The sequence below is a fragment of the Acinetobacter sp. CAU_H_60 genome (assembly GCF_058599385.1).
In genome coordinates, this window is sequence record NZ_CM178653.1 from 248101 (window position 1) to 265974 (window position 17874).

Annotated in this window: 15 protein-coding genes; 7 read left to right on the forward strand and 8 right to left on the reverse strand. The window is 41.6% G+C overall.

Translation table 11 applies throughout. The annotated features are described in order from the left end of the window. The first annotated feature begins 255 nt into the window (after window positions 1–255). From AC4MBN_RS01180 to AC4MBN_RS01195, 4 genes are all read left to right on the forward strand, one after another. Window positions 256–891 carry an OmpW/AlkL family protein gene (locus tag AC4MBN_RS01180; protein WP_491876261.1) on the forward strand — a complete coding sequence of 212 codons (636 nt, stop codon included), beginning with the start codon at window positions 256–258 and terminating at the stop codon, window positions 889–891. 175 nt (window positions 892–1066) lie between these two features. After that, window positions 1067–1411: a lysozyme inhibitor LprI family protein gene (locus tag AC4MBN_RS01185; RefSeq protein ID WP_034170983.1), complete on the forward strand. Its 345-nt coding sequence runs from the start codon at window positions 1067–1069 to the stop codon at window positions 1409–1411. A gap of 154 nt (window positions 1412–1565) precedes the next feature. Then, window positions 1566–3485, forward strand: a complete 1920-nt coding sequence (gene htpG / locus AC4MBN_RS01190; protein WP_180025230.1) for a molecular chaperone HtpG — start codon at window positions 1566–1568, stop codon at window positions 3483–3485. A gap of 199 nt (window positions 3486–3684) precedes the next feature. Continuing rightward, entirely contained in the window at window positions 3685–3957 is a 273-nt protein-coding gene (locus AC4MBN_RS01195) for a hypothetical protein (RefSeq protein ID WP_419363858.1), read from the forward strand. A 70-nt stretch (window positions 3958–4027) separates the two neighbouring features. Here AC4MBN_RS01195 and AC4MBN_RS01200 read toward each other — a convergent pair whose 3' ends face one another. The 4 genes from AC4MBN_RS01200 to AC4MBN_RS01215 all read right to left on the reverse strand — a co-directional run bounded on the left by AC4MBN_RS01200 (window position 4028) and on the right by AC4MBN_RS01215 (window position 7281). Further along, the gene (locus tag AC4MBN_RS01200) at window positions 4028–5158 is read right to left on the reverse strand and encodes a hypothetical protein (protein WP_491880512.1); all 1131 of its coding nucleotides are present in this window, start codon (window positions 5156–5158) and stop codon (window positions 4028–4030) included. A gap of 94 nt (window positions 5159–5252) precedes the next feature. Next, window positions 5253–6668 (reverse strand): hypothetical protein, encoded by a 1416-nt coding sequence (locus tag AC4MBN_RS01205; protein WP_491880513.1) that lies wholly within the window; start codon window positions 6666–6668, stop codon window positions 5253–5255. 9 nt (window positions 6669–6677) lie between these two features. Then, the gene (locus AC4MBN_RS01210) at window positions 6678–6857 is read right to left on the reverse strand and encodes a hypothetical protein (RefSeq protein ID WP_419363850.1); all 180 of its coding nucleotides are present in this window, start codon (window positions 6855–6857) and stop codon (window positions 6678–6680) included. 256 nt (window positions 6858–7113) lie between these two features. Continuing rightward, window positions 7114–7281: a hypothetical protein gene (locus AC4MBN_RS01215; RefSeq protein WP_004781698.1), complete on the reverse strand. Its 168-nt coding sequence runs from the start codon at window positions 7279–7281 to the stop codon at window positions 7114–7116. A gap of 414 nt (window positions 7282–7695) precedes the next feature. Here AC4MBN_RS01215 and AC4MBN_RS01220 point away from each other — a divergent pair, with 414 nt between their 5' ends. Further along, window positions 7696–7896, forward strand: a complete 201-nt coding sequence (locus tag AC4MBN_RS01220) for a dodecin family protein (RefSeq protein ID WP_419375046.1) — start codon at window positions 7696–7698, stop codon at window positions 7894–7896. A 66-nt stretch (window positions 7897–7962) separates the two neighbouring features. Here AC4MBN_RS01220 and AC4MBN_RS01225 read toward each other — a convergent pair whose 3' ends face one another. The 4 genes from AC4MBN_RS01225 to ompR form a co-directional block, all read right to left on the reverse strand. After that, a complete protein-coding gene (locus tag AC4MBN_RS01225; RefSeq protein WP_491880514.1) occupies window positions 7963–8658 on the reverse strand; it encodes a DsbA family oxidoreductase in 696 nt (231 codons plus the stop codon). A 204-nt stretch (window positions 8659–8862) separates the two neighbouring features. Then, window positions 8863–10380, reverse strand: coding sequence for a succinyl-CoA:acetate CoA-transferase ScpC (scpC, locus tag AC4MBN_RS01230; RefSeq protein WP_491880515.1), 1518 nt, complete (start codon window positions 10378–10380; stop codon window positions 8863–8865). Window positions 10381–10585: 205 nt separating this feature from the next. After that, window positions 10586–12046, reverse strand: coding sequence for an ATP-binding protein (locus AC4MBN_RS01235; protein WP_491880516.1), 1461 nt, complete (start codon window positions 12044–12046; stop codon window positions 10586–10588). A gap of 325 nt (window positions 12047–12371) precedes the next feature. Then, the gene (gene ompR, locus AC4MBN_RS01240) at window positions 12372–13136 is read right to left on the reverse strand and encodes an osmolarity response regulator transcription factor OmpR (RefSeq protein ID WP_004781707.1); all 765 of its coding nucleotides are present in this window, start codon (window positions 13134–13136) and stop codon (window positions 12372–12374) included. A 336-nt stretch (window positions 13137–13472) separates the two neighbouring features. On the opposite strand from ompR, the gene AC4MBN_RS01245 reads away from it, so the two are divergent. Both AC4MBN_RS01245 and AC4MBN_RS01250 read left to right on the forward strand, forming a co-directional pair. After that, a complete protein-coding gene (locus tag AC4MBN_RS01245; RefSeq protein ID WP_491880517.1) occupies window positions 13473–15824 on the forward strand; it encodes a Tex family protein in 2352 nt (783 codons plus the stop codon). 82 nt (window positions 15825–15906) lie between these two features. Beyond that, the gene (locus AC4MBN_RS01250) at window positions 15907–17874 is read left to right on the forward strand and encodes a DUF2075 domain-containing protein (protein WP_491880518.1); all 1968 of its coding nucleotides are present in this window, start codon (window positions 15907–15909) and stop codon (window positions 17872–17874) included.

Sequence of the window (17874 nt, forward strand, 5' to 3'; positions counted from 1 at the left end):
ATATGTTTAAATAAAAAATTAATATAAACCTGATTATTTTGCTCTGAATATTATTATTTTAATCTGATTAATTTACTGGGTATTTAAAACCAACCAATATAGTCAATTTAAAATAAATATATAATAATTACATGTATTTAAATAATAAATGAAATTTAGTTTTATAATATCTATTGCATATTAATTTAAGCCGTGTTTATTATTAATTAAGAAATATTTTCTTAATAATTATTCTTCCCTTGGGGGTATTTTAAAATGTTAAAGCAAGTAGCTCTAATTGCATTAATGGGTCTTTCAGCATCTGCGATGGCAGGGCAATGGCAAGTGAAAGTGGGGGCTTCTGTATTAGCACCTACTCAGGAAACTGACCTGATTCCTGGTGTGGTTGAAGATGCTAAAGCAAGTAGCGAACTCAATTTTACTCCTTCAGTCGAATATTTCTTCAATGACAATATTTCAGCCGAATTATTATTGGCTACCCCGTTTAAACATGATGTTGAGATGGCGGGTGATGTGAAAATTGCATCATTAAAACATCTACCACCAACGATCACAGCCAAATATAATTTTAAAAATTCAAGCCGCTTTACTCCCTATATCGGCGTAGGTGCTACAGTATTCATTCCATGGGATGAAGAATTTAGCCAAACTGCAAAAGACGCATTAGGTGTATCAAAGCTTGATGCAGATGTTGCTTATGGTGTAGCTGGCCAAGTCGGCTTTAACTTCCAGCCAGCGGATGCAAAAAACTGGGGTGTATTTGTTGATGCACGTTATGCAGACTTAGATACAGATCTGGAAGCAAAGACTGCTGATGGTACAAAAATTAATTTGGGTGAATTTGGAATCGATCCTTGGGTTTATACGATCGGTTATAGCTATAAATTCTAAGCTCTAATTTTTTGGTTTACTTTTTCCAAAAGCCTCATCAAGAATGGGGCTTTTTTTCAAAATAACAACGATTTATAACGTATTGAAATTGAGCAGATTGGCAATACTCAAATATATTAAAACGAATAAAGTAAATATTAATTGAATACGACTTAATAATAAGGAAGATCAAAGCATGAGTTTTTTGTCGAAGAGCCTTTTGATCTTCAGCACGCTGTTTATTTCACAGAGTTATGCTGCCAGTTTTAATTGTCAGAAAGCGACAACCGCGACTGAGAAAACAATTTGTGAACATCGTTTGCTGAATGATGCGGATGTCAAAATGAGTACCAGCTATAACATCTTGCGCCGTATGGTGCCGATGGGAACACGTTCGGTGATTCAACGTGATCAGGTGAAATGGCTGCAGTTCCGTGACCGCTGCCAGGAATCCGTATCCTGCTTGAGCCAGGTTTATAACATGCGTCAGCAGCAGCTTGATCTGCATTTTGATCGTATCTATAAAATGGGGCCTTATTAAGTCTTGTCCATCCCATCAATTAAACTGATAAAAATGAAAGCCATAAAAATATTTTTTGCGAAAAAATTATTTTGAAGCTATTGAAAATTATTGAACTCACTCCATTCATATAGGCAACAGTTAACATCTGTATCTAAAATAATAGGAGTGATTCATGAGCGATTTAAGCGTACAAAAACACAGTTTCCAGGCTGAGGTAGCGCAGTTACTGCACCTCGTGACCCATTCGCTTTATTCAAATCCTGAAATTTTCCTGCGTGAATTGATTTCTAATGCTTCAGATGCGTGTGACAAATTACGTTTTGAAGGGATCAACCATCCTGAATATTATGAAAATGATCCTGATCTCCGCGTTCGTGTCAGCCTTGATCCAGAAAATAAAACTATTACCATTTCAGATAACGGGATCGGTTTAAGCCAGCAAGAAGCCATTGAAAATCTGGGGACAATTGCCAAATCAGGGACCAAAGACTTTATGTCAAAACTGACGGGGGATCAGAAAGCTGATGCGCAGCTGATTGGCCAGTTTGGTGTCGGCTTCTACTCAGGCTTTATTGTGGCTGACAAGATTACCGTAGAATCACGCCGTGCCGGTACGGATGCCTCAGAAGGGGTGCGCTGGATTAGCGGTGGTACCGGTGAATTCGAAGTTGAACAGATCACCAAAGAAGGCCGTGGTACCGATATTATTCTGCATCTGCGTGAAGATGCATTGGATTATCTGCAAAGCTATAAAGTCAAACAGATCATCAATAAATACTCAGATCACATCAGCCTGCCAATCCAGATGCAAAAAGAAGTCTGGCAGGAAGAAGAAGCTGCTGAAGGGGAAACACCAAAAGGCGGTCAATATGTGAAGACCGATGAGTGGGAAGCGATTAACTCGGCCAGCGCATTGTGGACTCGGAATAAATCTGAGATTACTGAAGAGCAATATACCGAATTCTATAAAAACCTGACTCATGATTTTGCTGCACCATTGGCTTGGGCGCATAACCGTGTTGAAGGTAGTACTGAATACACCCAACTGCTTTATATCCCAAGCAAGGCACCACAGGATATTTTTACCCGTGAAGCCAAAGCTGGCATCAAGCTGTATGTGAAACGTGTCTTCATTATGGATGATGCGGATAACCTGATTCCAAACTATCTGCGCTTTGTACAGGGCGTGGTAGACAGTGCCGATCTGCCATTGAACGTGAGCCGTGAATTGCTGCAGGAAAGCCGTGATGTGAAAACCATCCGTGAAGGCAATACCCGCCGTATTCTGACCACTTTGGATAATCTGGCAAAATCTGAAGATGAAAAAGATCAGGAAAACTTCAAAACTTTCTACCGCGAATTTGGTGCGGTGCTGAAAGAAGGTTTAGGTGAAGATTTCGGTAACCGCGAACGCATCTTGAAACTGCTGCGCTATGCGACTTCAACCAATGATGAAGTAAGCACTTCATTGGCGGACTATAAAGCACGCATGAAAGAAGGCCAGAAAGCGATTTACTACATTACCGCTGAAAGCCTGAATGCTGCGAAAAACTCGCCACAACTGGAAGTGTTCAAGAAAAAAGGCATTGAAGTATTGCTGATGTCAGAGCGTGTCGATGAATGGGCAATGAACTTTGTGCATGAGTTCGATGGTACACCATTGCAAAATGTCTCTAAGGGTGCAGTGGATCTAGGTGATCTGCAAGATGCGGAAGAGAAAAAAGCACTTGAAGCGGCTGCTGAACAGTTTAAACCTGTGGTTGAAAAGCTAACAGATTCTTTGAAAGACAAAACCAAAGAAGTACGTGTAACAACTCGTCTAGTCGACTCTCCAGCCTGCCTGGTTACAGGAGAAGGGGAGCTTTCTCCACAACTGATTCGTATGCTGAAAGATGCAGGTCAGCCTGTACCGGATGTGAAGCCGATTCTGGAGATTAACCCGGAACATCCACTGGTGAAAAAACTGGAAGGTTCTGCCCAGTTTGATGATCTGGCCAATGTGATCTTTGATCAGGCAATGATTGCAGAAGGTGGACTACCAGAAAATCCGGCTGAGTATGTAAAACGTATTAACAGCCTATTATTGGGTTAATTTTTATATTTCAAAAATCCCTCTACGGAGGGATTTTTTATGTTCTGAATTTAGCGTTTAAAACTTGAATTCCCCCTTTAATGATTTAAAAAAGCGATAGCCAGAATAAAAAAATACCTTTAGGTTTTGAATCTAAAAAATAGATAATAATTAAAATATTAATTTATAATAACGATTATTAAGTTAAGAGAATTCTCCCATGAAAAAATCACTGATGATGAGTCTGAGTACAATCATTCTGGTATCAATGAGCGCAGCCACAATGGCCGATACTGAGTCCAAAAAAGTGACTCGTAGTGATCATATTAGTTTTCAGGCACCCATGAAAAAAGAAGCGCCAAAGGTAAAACGAATGCAGCGTACAGACCGCGCAGTATGGAATATGCCACAGATGGAACAGCCTTCTTTGCAGCAAAAACGTGTGATTCGTAGTGATCGAATTACCTTTACGACGGTTGAGCACCGCCAATAAAAACTCATTGGATTCAGACATTAAAAAGCCCATATTTTATAGGCTTTTATAGTTTCGGATTTATTCAAATTTAGAAAATAGCCTCAAGACGTACCATCGCACCCAGATAATGGCTGCGGTCCAGTCGGTCATCATTCAGGTAATTTAGGTCGCCCTGGACAAAGAACCATTCACGTAAAAAAGGTTGCCTCCAGGACACATAAGGTCCCCAGCGATTTAAGCGTAAGTCTTTATCATCCAGATAGCCGCCCGTATAAATACCATAGTTAAAGCGGTTGCCCTGGAAAAATTGATGCTGCCTGAAAGTATAGTTATCCCAAGTCAGATCGTCTTCTTGCTCATCTGCATAGGTCAGACTTAACTGATTGGAAAAAAAGGCCTCATTGGGACGGGCATGAATCAGTTCCAGGTTGGTTCGCAAATAGTTTTCACTCTGCAATCCATAACGATAAATCTGTTCAGCATGAAAAGAGAAGTCATTCTGCATCGCCCAGTCTTTACTGATTTTGGCCCGTACATAAATATCATCCCCAGAACGTACCCCCAGATCCAGATCGCTATCGAAAGGTAGGCCATTTGAAAATTCTGACCAGCGTAGTGCAAACGAGCTGTTATTTTCACGGGTACGGCGAATATCCAGATTTTTATCCCGGGCATTGCCAGGATTTTCATTGGTAATTGCGACATTGGTGTCCAGTTCGTTATCCAGACTGTCATCACCAAAGACCAGACTTAACCTTTGTTCCAAGGTTGGAAGCTTGATTTTTCCTCGAATCCTCGGCTTGATTTCATAGTTTTCATATTTGTCCCAGCTATTATCCAGGATGATTCGCAAAGTCGCAGTTGCTGGCTCATCCGGGTTGGTCTGGCCAAACCAGTTATCAATCTTATGTGCGGTGCGGTCTGCCCATTCACGGATTCTTTTCTGCTTTTTGTCAGCCCAAGATTTATCTTCTGTTTCCTCAGTGGTGGGCACCATCGCTTCGTCTGACTGTTCAGGTAAAATCGTGGGCGTGGCATCGATCAAGCGTGGAATCTGATCTAAAATACCTGTACCTGTACCTGTACCTGTACCTGTACCTGTACCTGTACCTGTAGGCTGTTCTGTTTCTATAGGAGATACTTCTGCCCAAACTGGGCTACTACTTAATCCCACGCCAAATGATAGCAATAAGATTCGAGTAATTTGGTTTATTCGCATGAGTTGATTCTTGCTCTTATCGTATTTTATTTACTGCGCTAGTTTTCTAAAAAATAAGGAAAAAAAGCAAGGATAAACTACATAACTACATCAATTATTTAATGATTTGTGCCTGAATTGCCATATAAAGATCTAAAACCCGTACCGGCTGTGACAATCCTAAAACAATTTGATGAATTTTTTGCCAATTCAAATCCTTATCTCGTTTGAGCATTAAATAAGGATAAGCGATTTCCTGATCGGACAATGCTAAGCGGCGTTCCCCATGAATCACCCGAATTTTCTGATGTTCCTGTAGTAATAAAATTGGAGTAGAAAAATCAGCGGACGCTTCTTCAAAAATGATAAATTTCTTTTGATGAATACACCGAGCCGGAATATAGGCATAGCTTTCTTCAGGTATCCAGACCGTTTCGGCTTGTTGCAGATACATTTCACTGAAAAGATCTATCTGGTCAAGACAGGCACCTAAAGCTGCCCATGATATGGATTTTATCTCTATACAACGCCGTCCACGCTGCGTGCCCCAGTACTGGATACAGGAATTGGCCTGCAAGAGACTCGGTGCGCCCAAGAGCATCAGATATTTCAGACCTTGCCCTTGCTGATCGGTCTGCATGACAATATAAACAGGACGTGTCTGCCAGTGGTCTTCCTCAGCATAATATAGTGCTATTTCCAGATCAGCCGGTTGGGAAGCAGCCGGTTGTAATTCCAGGGCGCAGAGACGCCGTATAGTCGCTCCAGTATGTTCTAAGGGGTGCAGCAGGGCAGAGAATTCACCTAGCTGTATAGATTCAGGGAAAGTAATGTGTTCATCTAGCACCGGACTAGAGGATGAATTATCCGTATTGTTTATTTCTATAGACAGTTCAGCTGTTTTAACTTCTATTTCGCTGGTTGCTCTGTCTAAATCAGGTTCGATTGTTTTAGACAGTTGAGGTGCAGTGATCTTGGTCCGGATCTGCAAACTGCCCTGATGATAGCACGCGATTTCTAGGGTAAGCGTATCGAATTCGGCATCCTGAACAGATAAGGCCGGAATATCCAGTTGAGGATCGAGAGGAAAATATGCGCCTTGTTGCTGTTGCTGCAAAAGCCAGTGATGGCAATTTGCTAATTCATCCCATTCACCATGTAAAAAATCAGATTGCTCTACAGGACCCAGCCAGATTTGCCAGCCTTGTTGTGGCTGATGCAAAAAGGCCCAGCCTGTTTCTCTATGTGCAATCAGTGCCTGTTGCAGCTGGACAGGATCCTTAAAATAACCGCGATAACAATGATGAAACTGAGTGCTTGCTGCAAACTGATGTGCTGTCAGCTCAGGCTGAACACGGGATTTAAAACTTAAAATCTGATTTTTAAAAACAGGTTCATCACAGAGATGAAAAATATCCTGGAGTCGTTTTTTGGTTCGGGCGGCTTCATATAAACTGAGGGATTTATGTTCTAATTGCTGCCCCAATTCGTTTAATTCTTTAATTAATTTTGCTTTTTCTAAAGCATTCATTTTAGCTCTCTAGATATATTTGAGTGCTTTATCCAGTGTTTTGGCCATGATCATATTGACCGCAAGTTCTACCAGTTTGTATTCGGTAGAGTTGGGATCTGGATAACGCTCAGCCATTTCAATCAAAAAATCCACAGAAACCGCCTGCGGAGAAATTTTTCCCTGTATTAATGCTTGAAGCTGGTTCATAACAAGAAAGTCTGAAATCCATAAAAGATCAGGTTCTGATTATAAGCATCTGATTGACAAAATACTTGATTATTTTGAGTATTTTTTAAGCGAATTTGGTAGTTGTTTTTGAATAAAAAGTGAACGAAATCAAAATAAAATAAAAAATAATGAGGTTTTTAATGCTCGCTAAACAGAAGAGCAAGTTAGATTTTTAAAATCCGGAAATAAAAACAGGCTGAATAATTCAGCCTGCTGGGAGATTTCGCTTAAAGACTTAAGCCGCTTTTTCAGTTTCTGCAGTCGCAGTATCTGTTGCTACAGTTTCAACTGGTGCTTTGCTCACAGGGAAATCTGGAAGATAAACCACTTGAGCCATTTGTGCTGAAGCTTGTAGAGAAAAAGCCATCACAGTTGCTGCGCATAAAAATTTAACAGTTTTCATAACATGACCTTTTGATATCTGGGTGTTCAAGAGCTTGAACAAGAAAAAAGTTAGTCCTAAATCACGTGAAAATAATATCAAATGGCAATTAATAAAAAATGATCAAATCGGCAAGAAAAGCAACTAATTCTAGATAAAATACTCTATAAAACAATATATTAGAATATTTGCTCTAGATGGTTTTGGATTGTTTTTTATACATTTTTTAGATGCTTTAGAAGATTCTGGGTGAATATTTCTTTTGCGATTATTTAAAGCTAAAGGTCTCGATTTAAATTTTTTAAAGCAGTAAGGGCAGATTAGTATTTGTTCATTCCCTGTAAGTTTTTGCTATTGCTTGTTTACTACGAGCTGTAGAGAAATTTAAATCAACTAAGATAAATGCTTCTATCTTCACAGAGTGAGTGTTGAATCATGGCAATTGCAAAAGTGGTAGAAGTCAATTCAAGCAGTAGTAAAAGCTTTGAGGATGCAATTCAAAGTGGCATCGCGAAAGTCACAGAAACGATTAAAAACGTTCAAGGTGCCTGGATCAATGAACAGAAAGTCGTGATTAATGACAATAAAATTACCGAATATCGTGTCAATCTAAAGATCAGCTTCTTGGTTGACTAATCCAATCATCTATAAAAAAATCCCCATCTCGAATGGGGATTTTTTCATTTTCTTCAATTTCAATGTTTATTCAGGCTGGGTCGGAACATCACAAGCATCTGTAGAACACTGATCAGCTGCTGGCTGTTGCTCTGGCTCCTCTAATGCTTTTTCAAGGACTTGCAAGAAAACTTCCTTCGGCTGAGCACCTGCCAAAGCAATGCGTTGATCAAATACAAAGAACGGAACACCGGTAACTTTGAGCTGGTCACGTGCTACTTCCTGGTCAAATTTAACAAAGTCGGCAAATTCTTCTGAGTCCAGTACATCATCCACTTCCACCGGATTCAGGCCGATACGGGCCGCGACATCTTCCAGCGTTTCACGTTCGCCAATCGCCAGACCTTGGGTCATGTAGCTATAGAAAAAAGCTTCCTGTGCTTCGTTGCCCAAGCCTTTGCTTTGCGCGAGGTGGATGATGCGGTGCGCATTCAAGGTGTTACCTGAGTTGGCACCTTCCCAGTTAAATTCAATCCCTTCAGCTTTGGCCATTTCAGCAATATTGCGCTGCATGTCTTCAACTTCTGCGACTGAACGGCCGTATTTTTGTGCCAAGCGCTCAGAATTGGAAATTTCCTGACGTACTGGTGCTTCAGGATCTAACTGAAAACTATGCCAATGTACTTCAAGCTCAATCCCTGCTTCTTGTGCAGCGGCTTCCAGACGTTTTTTACCAATATAGCAGAAGGGGCAGACCACATCTGACCAAATATCTACGCGCATGTTATGTCTCTAATCTTAGTCTTGTTGCAAGTATGAGGGTGAAGAATCGGAATTTAAAGCCCTGCGTTCAGACTAAGCGCAGTTTAATCATTCAAAATATTTAACAAGTTTGGACTGAGGGGATCTTATGCAGATGATCACGGTCATTGATCCCACATTCACCTATAAAAAAACGCCCCGTAGGGCGTTTTCTGAAACGGTCAATTATGCAGTTTTTACCGCAGCTTCTGCTGCAAGCATGTGGCCATTTTCTTCAAAGTTAGAATGCCAAGACAGCGCTTCACGAAGCAGGTGAGGAGTATGGCCGCCTTTTGCACATGCACGGTCAAAGTAATCATTCAACGCATCGCGGTACATTGGGTGCGCACAGTTATCAATTACTGCACGTGCACGCTCACGCGGAGCCAGACCACGAAGATCTGCCAGACCTTGTTCTGTTACCAGGATGTCAACATCGTGTTCAGCATGGTCTACGTGAGACGCGAATGGAACTACTGAAGAGATGTCGCCACCTTTCGCGATTGATTTGGTCACGAAGATTGCCAGGTGTGCATTACGAGCGAAGTCACCTGAACCACCGATACCGTTCATCATTTTGGTACCACAAACGTGAGTTGAGTTCACGTTACCGTAAATATCGAATTCAAGCGCAGTGTTGATACCGATAATACCTAAACGACGTACCAGTTCAGGGTGATTAGAGATTTCTTGTGGACGTAATACAAGTTTGTCTTTGTAGTGCTCAAGGTTGTTAAATACTTTCTCGCCGTATTTTGCAGAAAGTGTAATTGAAGAACCTGAAGCAAACTTCATTTTACCGGCATCGATCAATTCAAAGGTACAGTCTTGTAGTACTTCTGAGTACATGATCAAGTCTTCGAAGTTTGAATCTTTCAGACCCGTCAATACGGCGTTTGCAATGGAACCGATCCCTGCTTGAAGAGGGCCAAGGTTTTTCGGTAAACGCTCTTCAGCTACTTCTTTTTCAAAGAAAGCGATCAAATGGTTAGCAATGCTTTGAGTCTCATCATCTGGTGCAGTTACAGTTGATGGAGAGTCATGCAATTCATTGTTGAATACGATACCCACGATTTTTGAAGGATCGATATTGATTGCATGTGTACCGATACGCTCATCCACTTGAGTCAATGGAATTGCTTGACGTGTTGGACGGTAAGTCGGGATATAGATGTCGTGCAAGCCTTCAAATGCAGGACTTAAATTCGTGTTGATTTCAACAATTACTTTTTCAGCAAAAATTGCAAAGCTTGCTGAGTTACCTACAGAAGTTGTTGGAATGATGCCGCCATCTTCAGTGATCGCAACTGCTTCAATTACCGCTACATCAGGTTTTTTCAACTGCTGGTTACGCATCTGTTCAACTGTTTCAGACAAATGCTGATCGATGAACATCACTTCGCCTTTGTTGATCGCTTTACGTAAAGTGCTATCTACCTGGAATGGTAAACGACGTGCCAATACGCCTGCTTCAGTGAGTTGCTTGTCCAAATCGTTACCGAGTGATGCACCTGTGATCAACGTGATTTTCAGTGGATTTGCTTTTGCGCGTTGTACCAAAGCTAAAGGAACCGCCTTCGCTTCACCAGCGCGAGTAAAGCCACTCATACCCACAGTCATACCATCTTCGATGAATTCAGCAGCTTGTTCAGGGCTGATGACTTTGTTGTGTAGGGAGGCTAAACGGATACGATCTAAAGACATTTCAACTCTCATAAATTCTTAAATAATGATACGGATTGTACCGATCAAAAAATGTATTTTGCATAGGTGTTAGGCTAAGGTCTAATTTTTTAGCTAAATGTAGGTATAATGAAAAATGATGTTTTTTAAGTGGTTGAATTATTGAAAATTAAAATGAATTATATAGAAATACTAAAAAGTCGTTTGTTGCTTTTATGATCACTTACTAGAAGTGATCAGTGAGCGTTTGACGAATTTTATCCAAGGTGGTTGGGGTAGCAGGTGCCTCTGAATCTGCTGTTTTCAGGGGTAAGGCGATAATGGCTTCCAGACCGCCTTCAGGCCGATTCTGGATATGCAGCTCACCTGAGTGAATATCAACAATACGTTTGACAATGGCCAGACCCAGACCACTGCCTTGTACGGTACGTGCGGAATTTCCACGAACAAAGGGTTGCATCAGCGCTTCAATCTGGTCTTCCGGAATCCCTTCACCATGATCGGCCACACTGATCATCAGTTTATGATCTTGTACATAGGCAGCAAGCTCGATCGGTTCAGCACCATAACGTTTCGAGTTATTGATCAGGTTGCCAATCAGGCGTTTCAGCGACATGCTGCGTACCTCAACCAGTGGTATCTCTTGAGGTGTAAAGCGGATATCAAGTGGCTTAAACTGCTTGACCAGTTCCTGCAACAGCACATTGACATTGGTTTCTTGCAGCTCTTCATCGGAGCCATCCCGCATATAGGAAATGAACTGGTTCAGAATGGCATCCATATCCTCCACGTCATAAATCAGACCTTCCTTGAGAAAGTCTTCATCCGGCATCATTTCTGCGCTAAGACGAATACGGGTCAACGGTGTACGCAGGTCATGTGAAATCCCCGCGAGCATGATTCGACGATCACGTTCGGTTTGATCTAAGGTATAAATCATCTGGTTAAAGGCATGATTCACCTGACGGATTTCCAGCGGACCATGATTAGTATCCAGATAAGGAGCGGAACCATTTTTACTATAGCTGTTTGCTGCATTCTGCAAGCGGCGTAAAGGACGGTTCAGCTGACGAACCAAGGTCAGAATAATAATGCCGGCAATGAGTGGCGTACCCAGTAGCCAGCCTAGAATCAGTTCAGGACTATAGTTGGCATAGGTTTTAAGAGGTTCACGTACCCAGTTGCCGTTCATTTCAGGGGTTTGAATCCAGATGCGTGGACTTGGCTTGAACTGGAAATAAACGGTCGCCTGTTCGATTCTTAATTCTTTGGCCAGTTTGGTTTCAATCTGGTTGGTAAAGAATTCGGCAATAACCTTGTCTTTTACATTGGGGTATTCAGCTGGATTGGTGACATATTCGATTCCGATCCGGTTTTTGAGCCAGGTATCAATATCGACTTCCTGTTCTTTATGATAAAGACGCAGGTCCGGATTGTTGAGAATCTCCAGCTCCATGGCCAGATAACGCGCGTGTTGCTGAATTTCAGGTAAATAAAGCGTACGCCAGAAAAACCAGATTGACATGAACAGGCTGAAACAGACCACAAAGACCACCAGTACAGTGGTTCGCATCGCTGCGGAGCGCGGTTTGATTTTGTCCAGAAAGCGTTCCCAAGGGGTACGTTTTTTTTCTGAGTAGGTGACAAAATCGGTAAATTTTTGTGGGTCGATGGGGTCGAGTTTCACTGAGCAATCCTGTGCTATGACTTCAGCAAATTATTATGAGTTGATTAAAAGGCCTTATCATACCGGAGTCAAACCATCTGTAATTTAGATATAGGTTAAAACCTTCGGTTCGACCTACTTTTGTTTCGGCAAAAGTAGGCAAAACCATCTTGCAGAGCAGTGCTCCTCATCGCAAAACTCGTCAAATTGGGGCAAGTAATCAATTTATCGCAGAAACATTAGAGATGAATACCTCCTGCCTCAAACAGTTGCGAATGAATTTGTCACATAATTCAAAACTAGATTTATAGATGGACGACTATTTTACTTTCTTCTAATAAGAAAATTATTCAGCACCATCTGGAACAAACACATAACCGACACCCCAAACGGTTTGAATATAACGCGCACGGGCAGGGTTTTCTTCAATCAGTCGACGTAAGCGTGATACCTGAACGTCAATTGAACGTTCCATCGCACCCCATTCACGGCCACGTGCCAGATTCATCAGTTTGTCACGCGTTAAAGGTTCACGTGGATGCTGAACCAGCGCTTTCAATACCGCAAATTCACCAGTGGTCAGGGTCACTACCTGGCCCTCACGAGTCAGAGTACGAGTGGACAGATCCAGTGACCATGGGCCGAACGACACCACTTCCATTTGCTGGCTAGGAGCGCCTGGCACTTCACGAACTTGACGACGCAAAACTGCACGGATACGTGCCAGCAATTCATTTGGATTAAATGGCTTAGGCAGGTAATCATCGGCACCGGCTTCCAGACCCGCAATACGATCCGAATCGCTACCACGTGCAGTGAGCATAATAATTGGAATATCAATATTCGACTGGCGTAGGCGACGACAGATGCTGAGGCCGTCTTCTACAGGCAGCATAAAATCGAGCACAATCAGAGAAAACAGTTCCCGCTGTAATAGTCGATCCATCTGGGTAGCATCATGCGCAGTTTTAACGACGAAGCCTTTATCTTCAAGGAAACGTTGTAACAGGGTACGCAGACGCACATCATCATCGACAACCAGGATGCGCTCGACCCGGTCGGTTTCGGTATGTACAGCATCGGGTTTTTCAGCAGGTACCACTAAACTCATGAGGTGCTCCTTTATTCTTTATTGTCGTCATAAACAAAAAATGAAATATGCTTTGAGTATACGATTCATTACTATTAATTGACTATGCTCTAAAGCATCAAATATTGCAGTTAAAATCAAGACATAGATACCAAATATATACATCTATATGCGAAAAAAATCGTCTCGGAACAAGAATAAAATGCAAAGTTCATGCAAACTTTAGTGGAAAAACTGGAAAACGATCGTATACGGTTATCTGAAGCTTATATAAATTAATAAAAACAATGGTGGATTTTATAGACCTGGTCTTTATAATCATGCCATTTAGTACTTATCCTTGTGGGATCAAACACGATGACTGACTTAGTTCAGCAGTTGGCAAAAGAACTTGCCGTACGTCCAAATCAAGTAGAAGCTGCCATCAAACTGATTGATGAGGGTGCCAGCGTTCCTTTCATTGCACGTTACCGTAAAGAAGTAACGCAGGGCTTAGACGATACGCAACTACGCCAGCTCGATACACGTTTATCGTATTTGCGTGATTTGTATGAACGCCGTGAAAAGGTGATCGAATCACTAAAAGAACAAAATAAATTATCTGATGATTTATTGGCACGGGTGAACGCGGCAGAAACTAAAAATGCCCTAGAAGAAATTTACGCACCATACCGTCCAAAACGTACCAGCAAATCGTTTAAAGCCAAAGAAGCCGGTTTAGGTCCGATTGCAGAAAAAATCTTTACTGAAGCCGTGGATCCAGCAGAAGCATTAGCGGGCTTTAGCCATGAAGATTATCCAGATCAGGAAAGCCAGCTTGATGCAATCCAGCACATCCTGATTGATGACTGGGCACAGAATATTGCGTTGACCACTGAGCTTAAAGCAATGTTTGCTAAAACGGCTGTGTTGAAAAGTCTGGTCGCTAGTGAAGAGAAAAAAGAAGTTGGTAAAAAATTCCGTGATTACTTCGATTTCTCTGAAAATCTGAACAAGGTACCTTCACACCGCTTATTGGCAATGCTACGTGGCCGTCAGGAAAATGTACTGGGCCTTAAAGTAGATGGTGAAGATGATGCACCATTGGCACGTATTGAAACTGAATACAACCTGGATACCATTCAGCCGCAATCTCGTCAGGATTTCTTAAAGCAAACTGCGAAACTGTTCTGGCTTGGTAAAGTTCGTCCAACGATCGAACATTCATTATTGACTGAAAAACGTCTGGCTGCTGAAGCTGAAGCAATGCAGGTCTTTGCTGAAAACCTGCGTCATTTACTGCTTTCTGCGCCTGCAGGTGCCCGTACAACTCTGGGTGTAGACCCTGGCATCCGTACTGGCGTTAAACTGGCAGTGGTGAATGAGTCTGGCGATGTATTGGCACATAGCACCATTTACCCATTTGCACCAAAAGATGATAAAGAAGGTTCACTGGCTGAATTAGCACGTCTTTGCCGCGAATTCAATGTTGACCTGATTGCAATCGGTAATGGTACGGCAAGCCGTGAAACTGAAGCATTGGTTGCTGAAATGATGGCTGCAAATGGCGACCTGAAATTGACTCGTGTTTCTGTTTCAGAAGCGGGTGCTTCTGTTTACTCAGCATCTGAACTGGCTTCTCAGGAATTGCCTGAACTGGATGTATCGATCCGTGGTGCAGTATCAATTGCACGCCGTCTGCAAGATCCATTAGCAGAACTGGTGAAAATCGATCCTAAATCCATTGGTGTAGGTCAGTACCAGCATGATGTGAACCAGACCGGTCTGGCAAAAACCCTTGAAGCAGTGGTTGAAGACTGTGTGAACTCGGTCGGTGTGGATGTAAATACTGCATCTGCTGCAATCCTGGGTTATATCGCAGGTCTGAACAAATCAATTGCACAGCAAATCGTGGACTTCCGTAAGGAAAATGGCCGTTTTGACAACCGTCAGGACCTGAAAAAAGTGCCACGTCTAGGCGAGCGTACTTTTGAACAGGCAGCGGGTTTCTTGCGTATCCAGCAAGGTTCAGAACCGCTAGATGCCTCTGCAGTTCACCCTGAATCTTATCCATTGGTATCTAAAATTGTTGAAGCGAAAGCAACGACTGTTAAAGACATCATTGGCAATACTGAAATCATTCGCCAGGTCAATGCTGAAGAGTTTGTCGATGATAAATTCGGGCTGCCAACCGTTCAGGACGTTTTGGCTGAACTGGAAAAACCTGGCCGTGACCCGCGTCCAGAATTCCGTACCGCAAAATTCCGTGATGATATTACTGAAGTGGCTCAATTGACTGAAGGCATGCAGCTGGAAGGCGTAGTCACCAATGTGACTAACTTCGGTGCTTTCGTGGATGTTGGTGTACATCAGGATGGTTTGGTCCATATTTCTGAATTAGCCAATGAATTTGTGGCTGATCCGCATAAAGTGGTAAAACCAGGTCAAATCGTACAAGTTCGTGTACTGAACGTTGATGTGGAACGTAACCGTGTCAATCTGTCGATGCGTCCTGAAGGTTCGGAAGCGCCAGCGAAAGCACCACGTCAACCACGTCGTGACAATGAGCAACGCGGTGAGCGCAAGCCACAAGGCAAACGTCCACAGCATGCGCGTCCGCAAGGTGATCGCCCACATGGCAAGAAACCTCAAGCGGCTAAACCACAAGAAAATAAAATTGGCGGTTTAGGGGCATTGTTATTGCAAGCAGGGATTAAAGGTTCGAAATAATCTTTAGGCTCTAAACGAAAAACCTCCCTTTTGGGAGGTTTTTCTTATTAAAAACATTTAAAAAATCTCAAAGAATCTAAAAATGCTAAGAAGTTATTATCAAAGTTCCATCCAAGATTTTTTATCTAGCTCAAATGACTTAATCTTAGGTAATTTGGCACAGCATCATGAATTTGCACTTGAAGATTTACAGAAAAATGCTTGGTTAGCACAAATAGATATTTTAAAAGCAACTTTAGTTGGTATAGCAAAGGGTCGTCTTTACTTTGAGTACAGCATTCCTCGAATGGGGAAGCGTGCTGATAATATTTTGATTATTCGTAATTTAATCTTTGTTATTGAGTTTAAGGTTGGGGAAAGTTTTTATTCTGCAACTGCAAAAAATCAGGTGATTGATTATTGCTTGGATTTAAAGAATTTTCATTCACAAAGTCATGATAAAAAAATTATTCCAATTCTTGTAGCTACTGAAGCGGATACAGAAGAGATCATTTGGGAGGATGTAGATGATCTTGGAGCGCCCATTTGTTGTCATCAGTACAATTTAAACCAAATGATTCTACAGGTTCTTGCGCATTATGATGTGGGTATGGACATTAATATCCAAGAGTGGAATCAAGCCAGCTATAGGCCGACACCCACAATCATTGAAGCAGCGAAAGCACTTTATCAAGGACATCAAGTTGAAGATATTTCCAGAAGTGATGCAGGGGCGATTAATTTAAAAATAACTTCAGCACGTATTGAACATATTATTGAAACAACAAAAGAAAAACGACATAAGGCAATTTGTTTTCTTACAGGAGTACCGGGTGCTGGAAAAACATTAGCAGGGCTGAATATTGCTAACCAGCGACTAAAAAAAGACGAATCAGAACATTCAGTTTTTCTCTCGGGCAATGGCCCACTTGTTGATGTGCTAAAGGAAGCACTGATTCGACAAACAGTTGAAACAGCAAAAACTGAAGGTCAACTTGAAACCAGATCAAGTGCTGAAAGAAAAGCAAAAGCTTTTATTCAAAATATCCATCACTTTCGAGATGAGTACTTAAGGTCATTAGAAGCTCCTATTGAAAAGGTGGTGGTATTTGATGAGGCACAAAGAGCTTGGCGCAAAGAACAAGTTTCTAACTTTATGAAGCAAAAAAAGGGAATTCAGAACTTTGATAAATCTGAACCACAATTTTTGATTGAGGTAATGGATCGGCACACGGATTGGTGTGTGATTATTTGTTTGATTGGTGGCGGTCAAGAGATTAACACTGGAGAAGCAGGGGTTATCGAATGGTTAGATGCTTTACAACAGCATTATCCTGAATGGCAGATTTATTATTCTGAGAAAATTTTAGAGGATCGTGTCTATATACAAGATCAAAGCCAAAAGCATCATTTAATTCAGCATGGCAATAAAGAACCTGATTTACATTTGGCGGTATCAGTAAGGTCGTTTAGAAGTGAAAGAGTTGCTGAACTTGTCCAAGCAATTTTAGATGGTGATGCGATGAAAGCACAGCATGTTTATAGCCAAGTTGTAGAATCCTATCCAATTGTTATAACAAGGAATTTGGAACAAGCTAAGTCATGGCTAAAACAACAAGCCAAAGGGACAGAGCGTTACGGCATGATTGCGAGCTCAGGCGCAAGAAGACTCAAAGCAGAGGGGATTGATGTTAAAAATAAAATCACACCATCTGATTGGTTTTTGAATTCTACAATTGATGTACGTTCTTCATATTACTTAGAAGATGTCGCCACAGAATTTGATGTTCAGGGATTAGAATTAGATTACTGCTGTGTTGCGTGGGATATTAATTTTTACTTTAAGGATGGTTGGTGTTATCAAGCATTTAAAGGAACAAAATGGCAGAACATCAATCAGATGGAAAAGCAAAAATATCTACTGAATACTTATCGTGTTTTGTTGACTCGTGCGCGTCAAGGAATGGTGATTTACCTACCGAATGTAGATGATAATGATTGGACCAGACCGAGTGAATTGTATGATTCAACATATCAATTTTTAAAAGCCTGTCATCTCAAAGAAATTTAA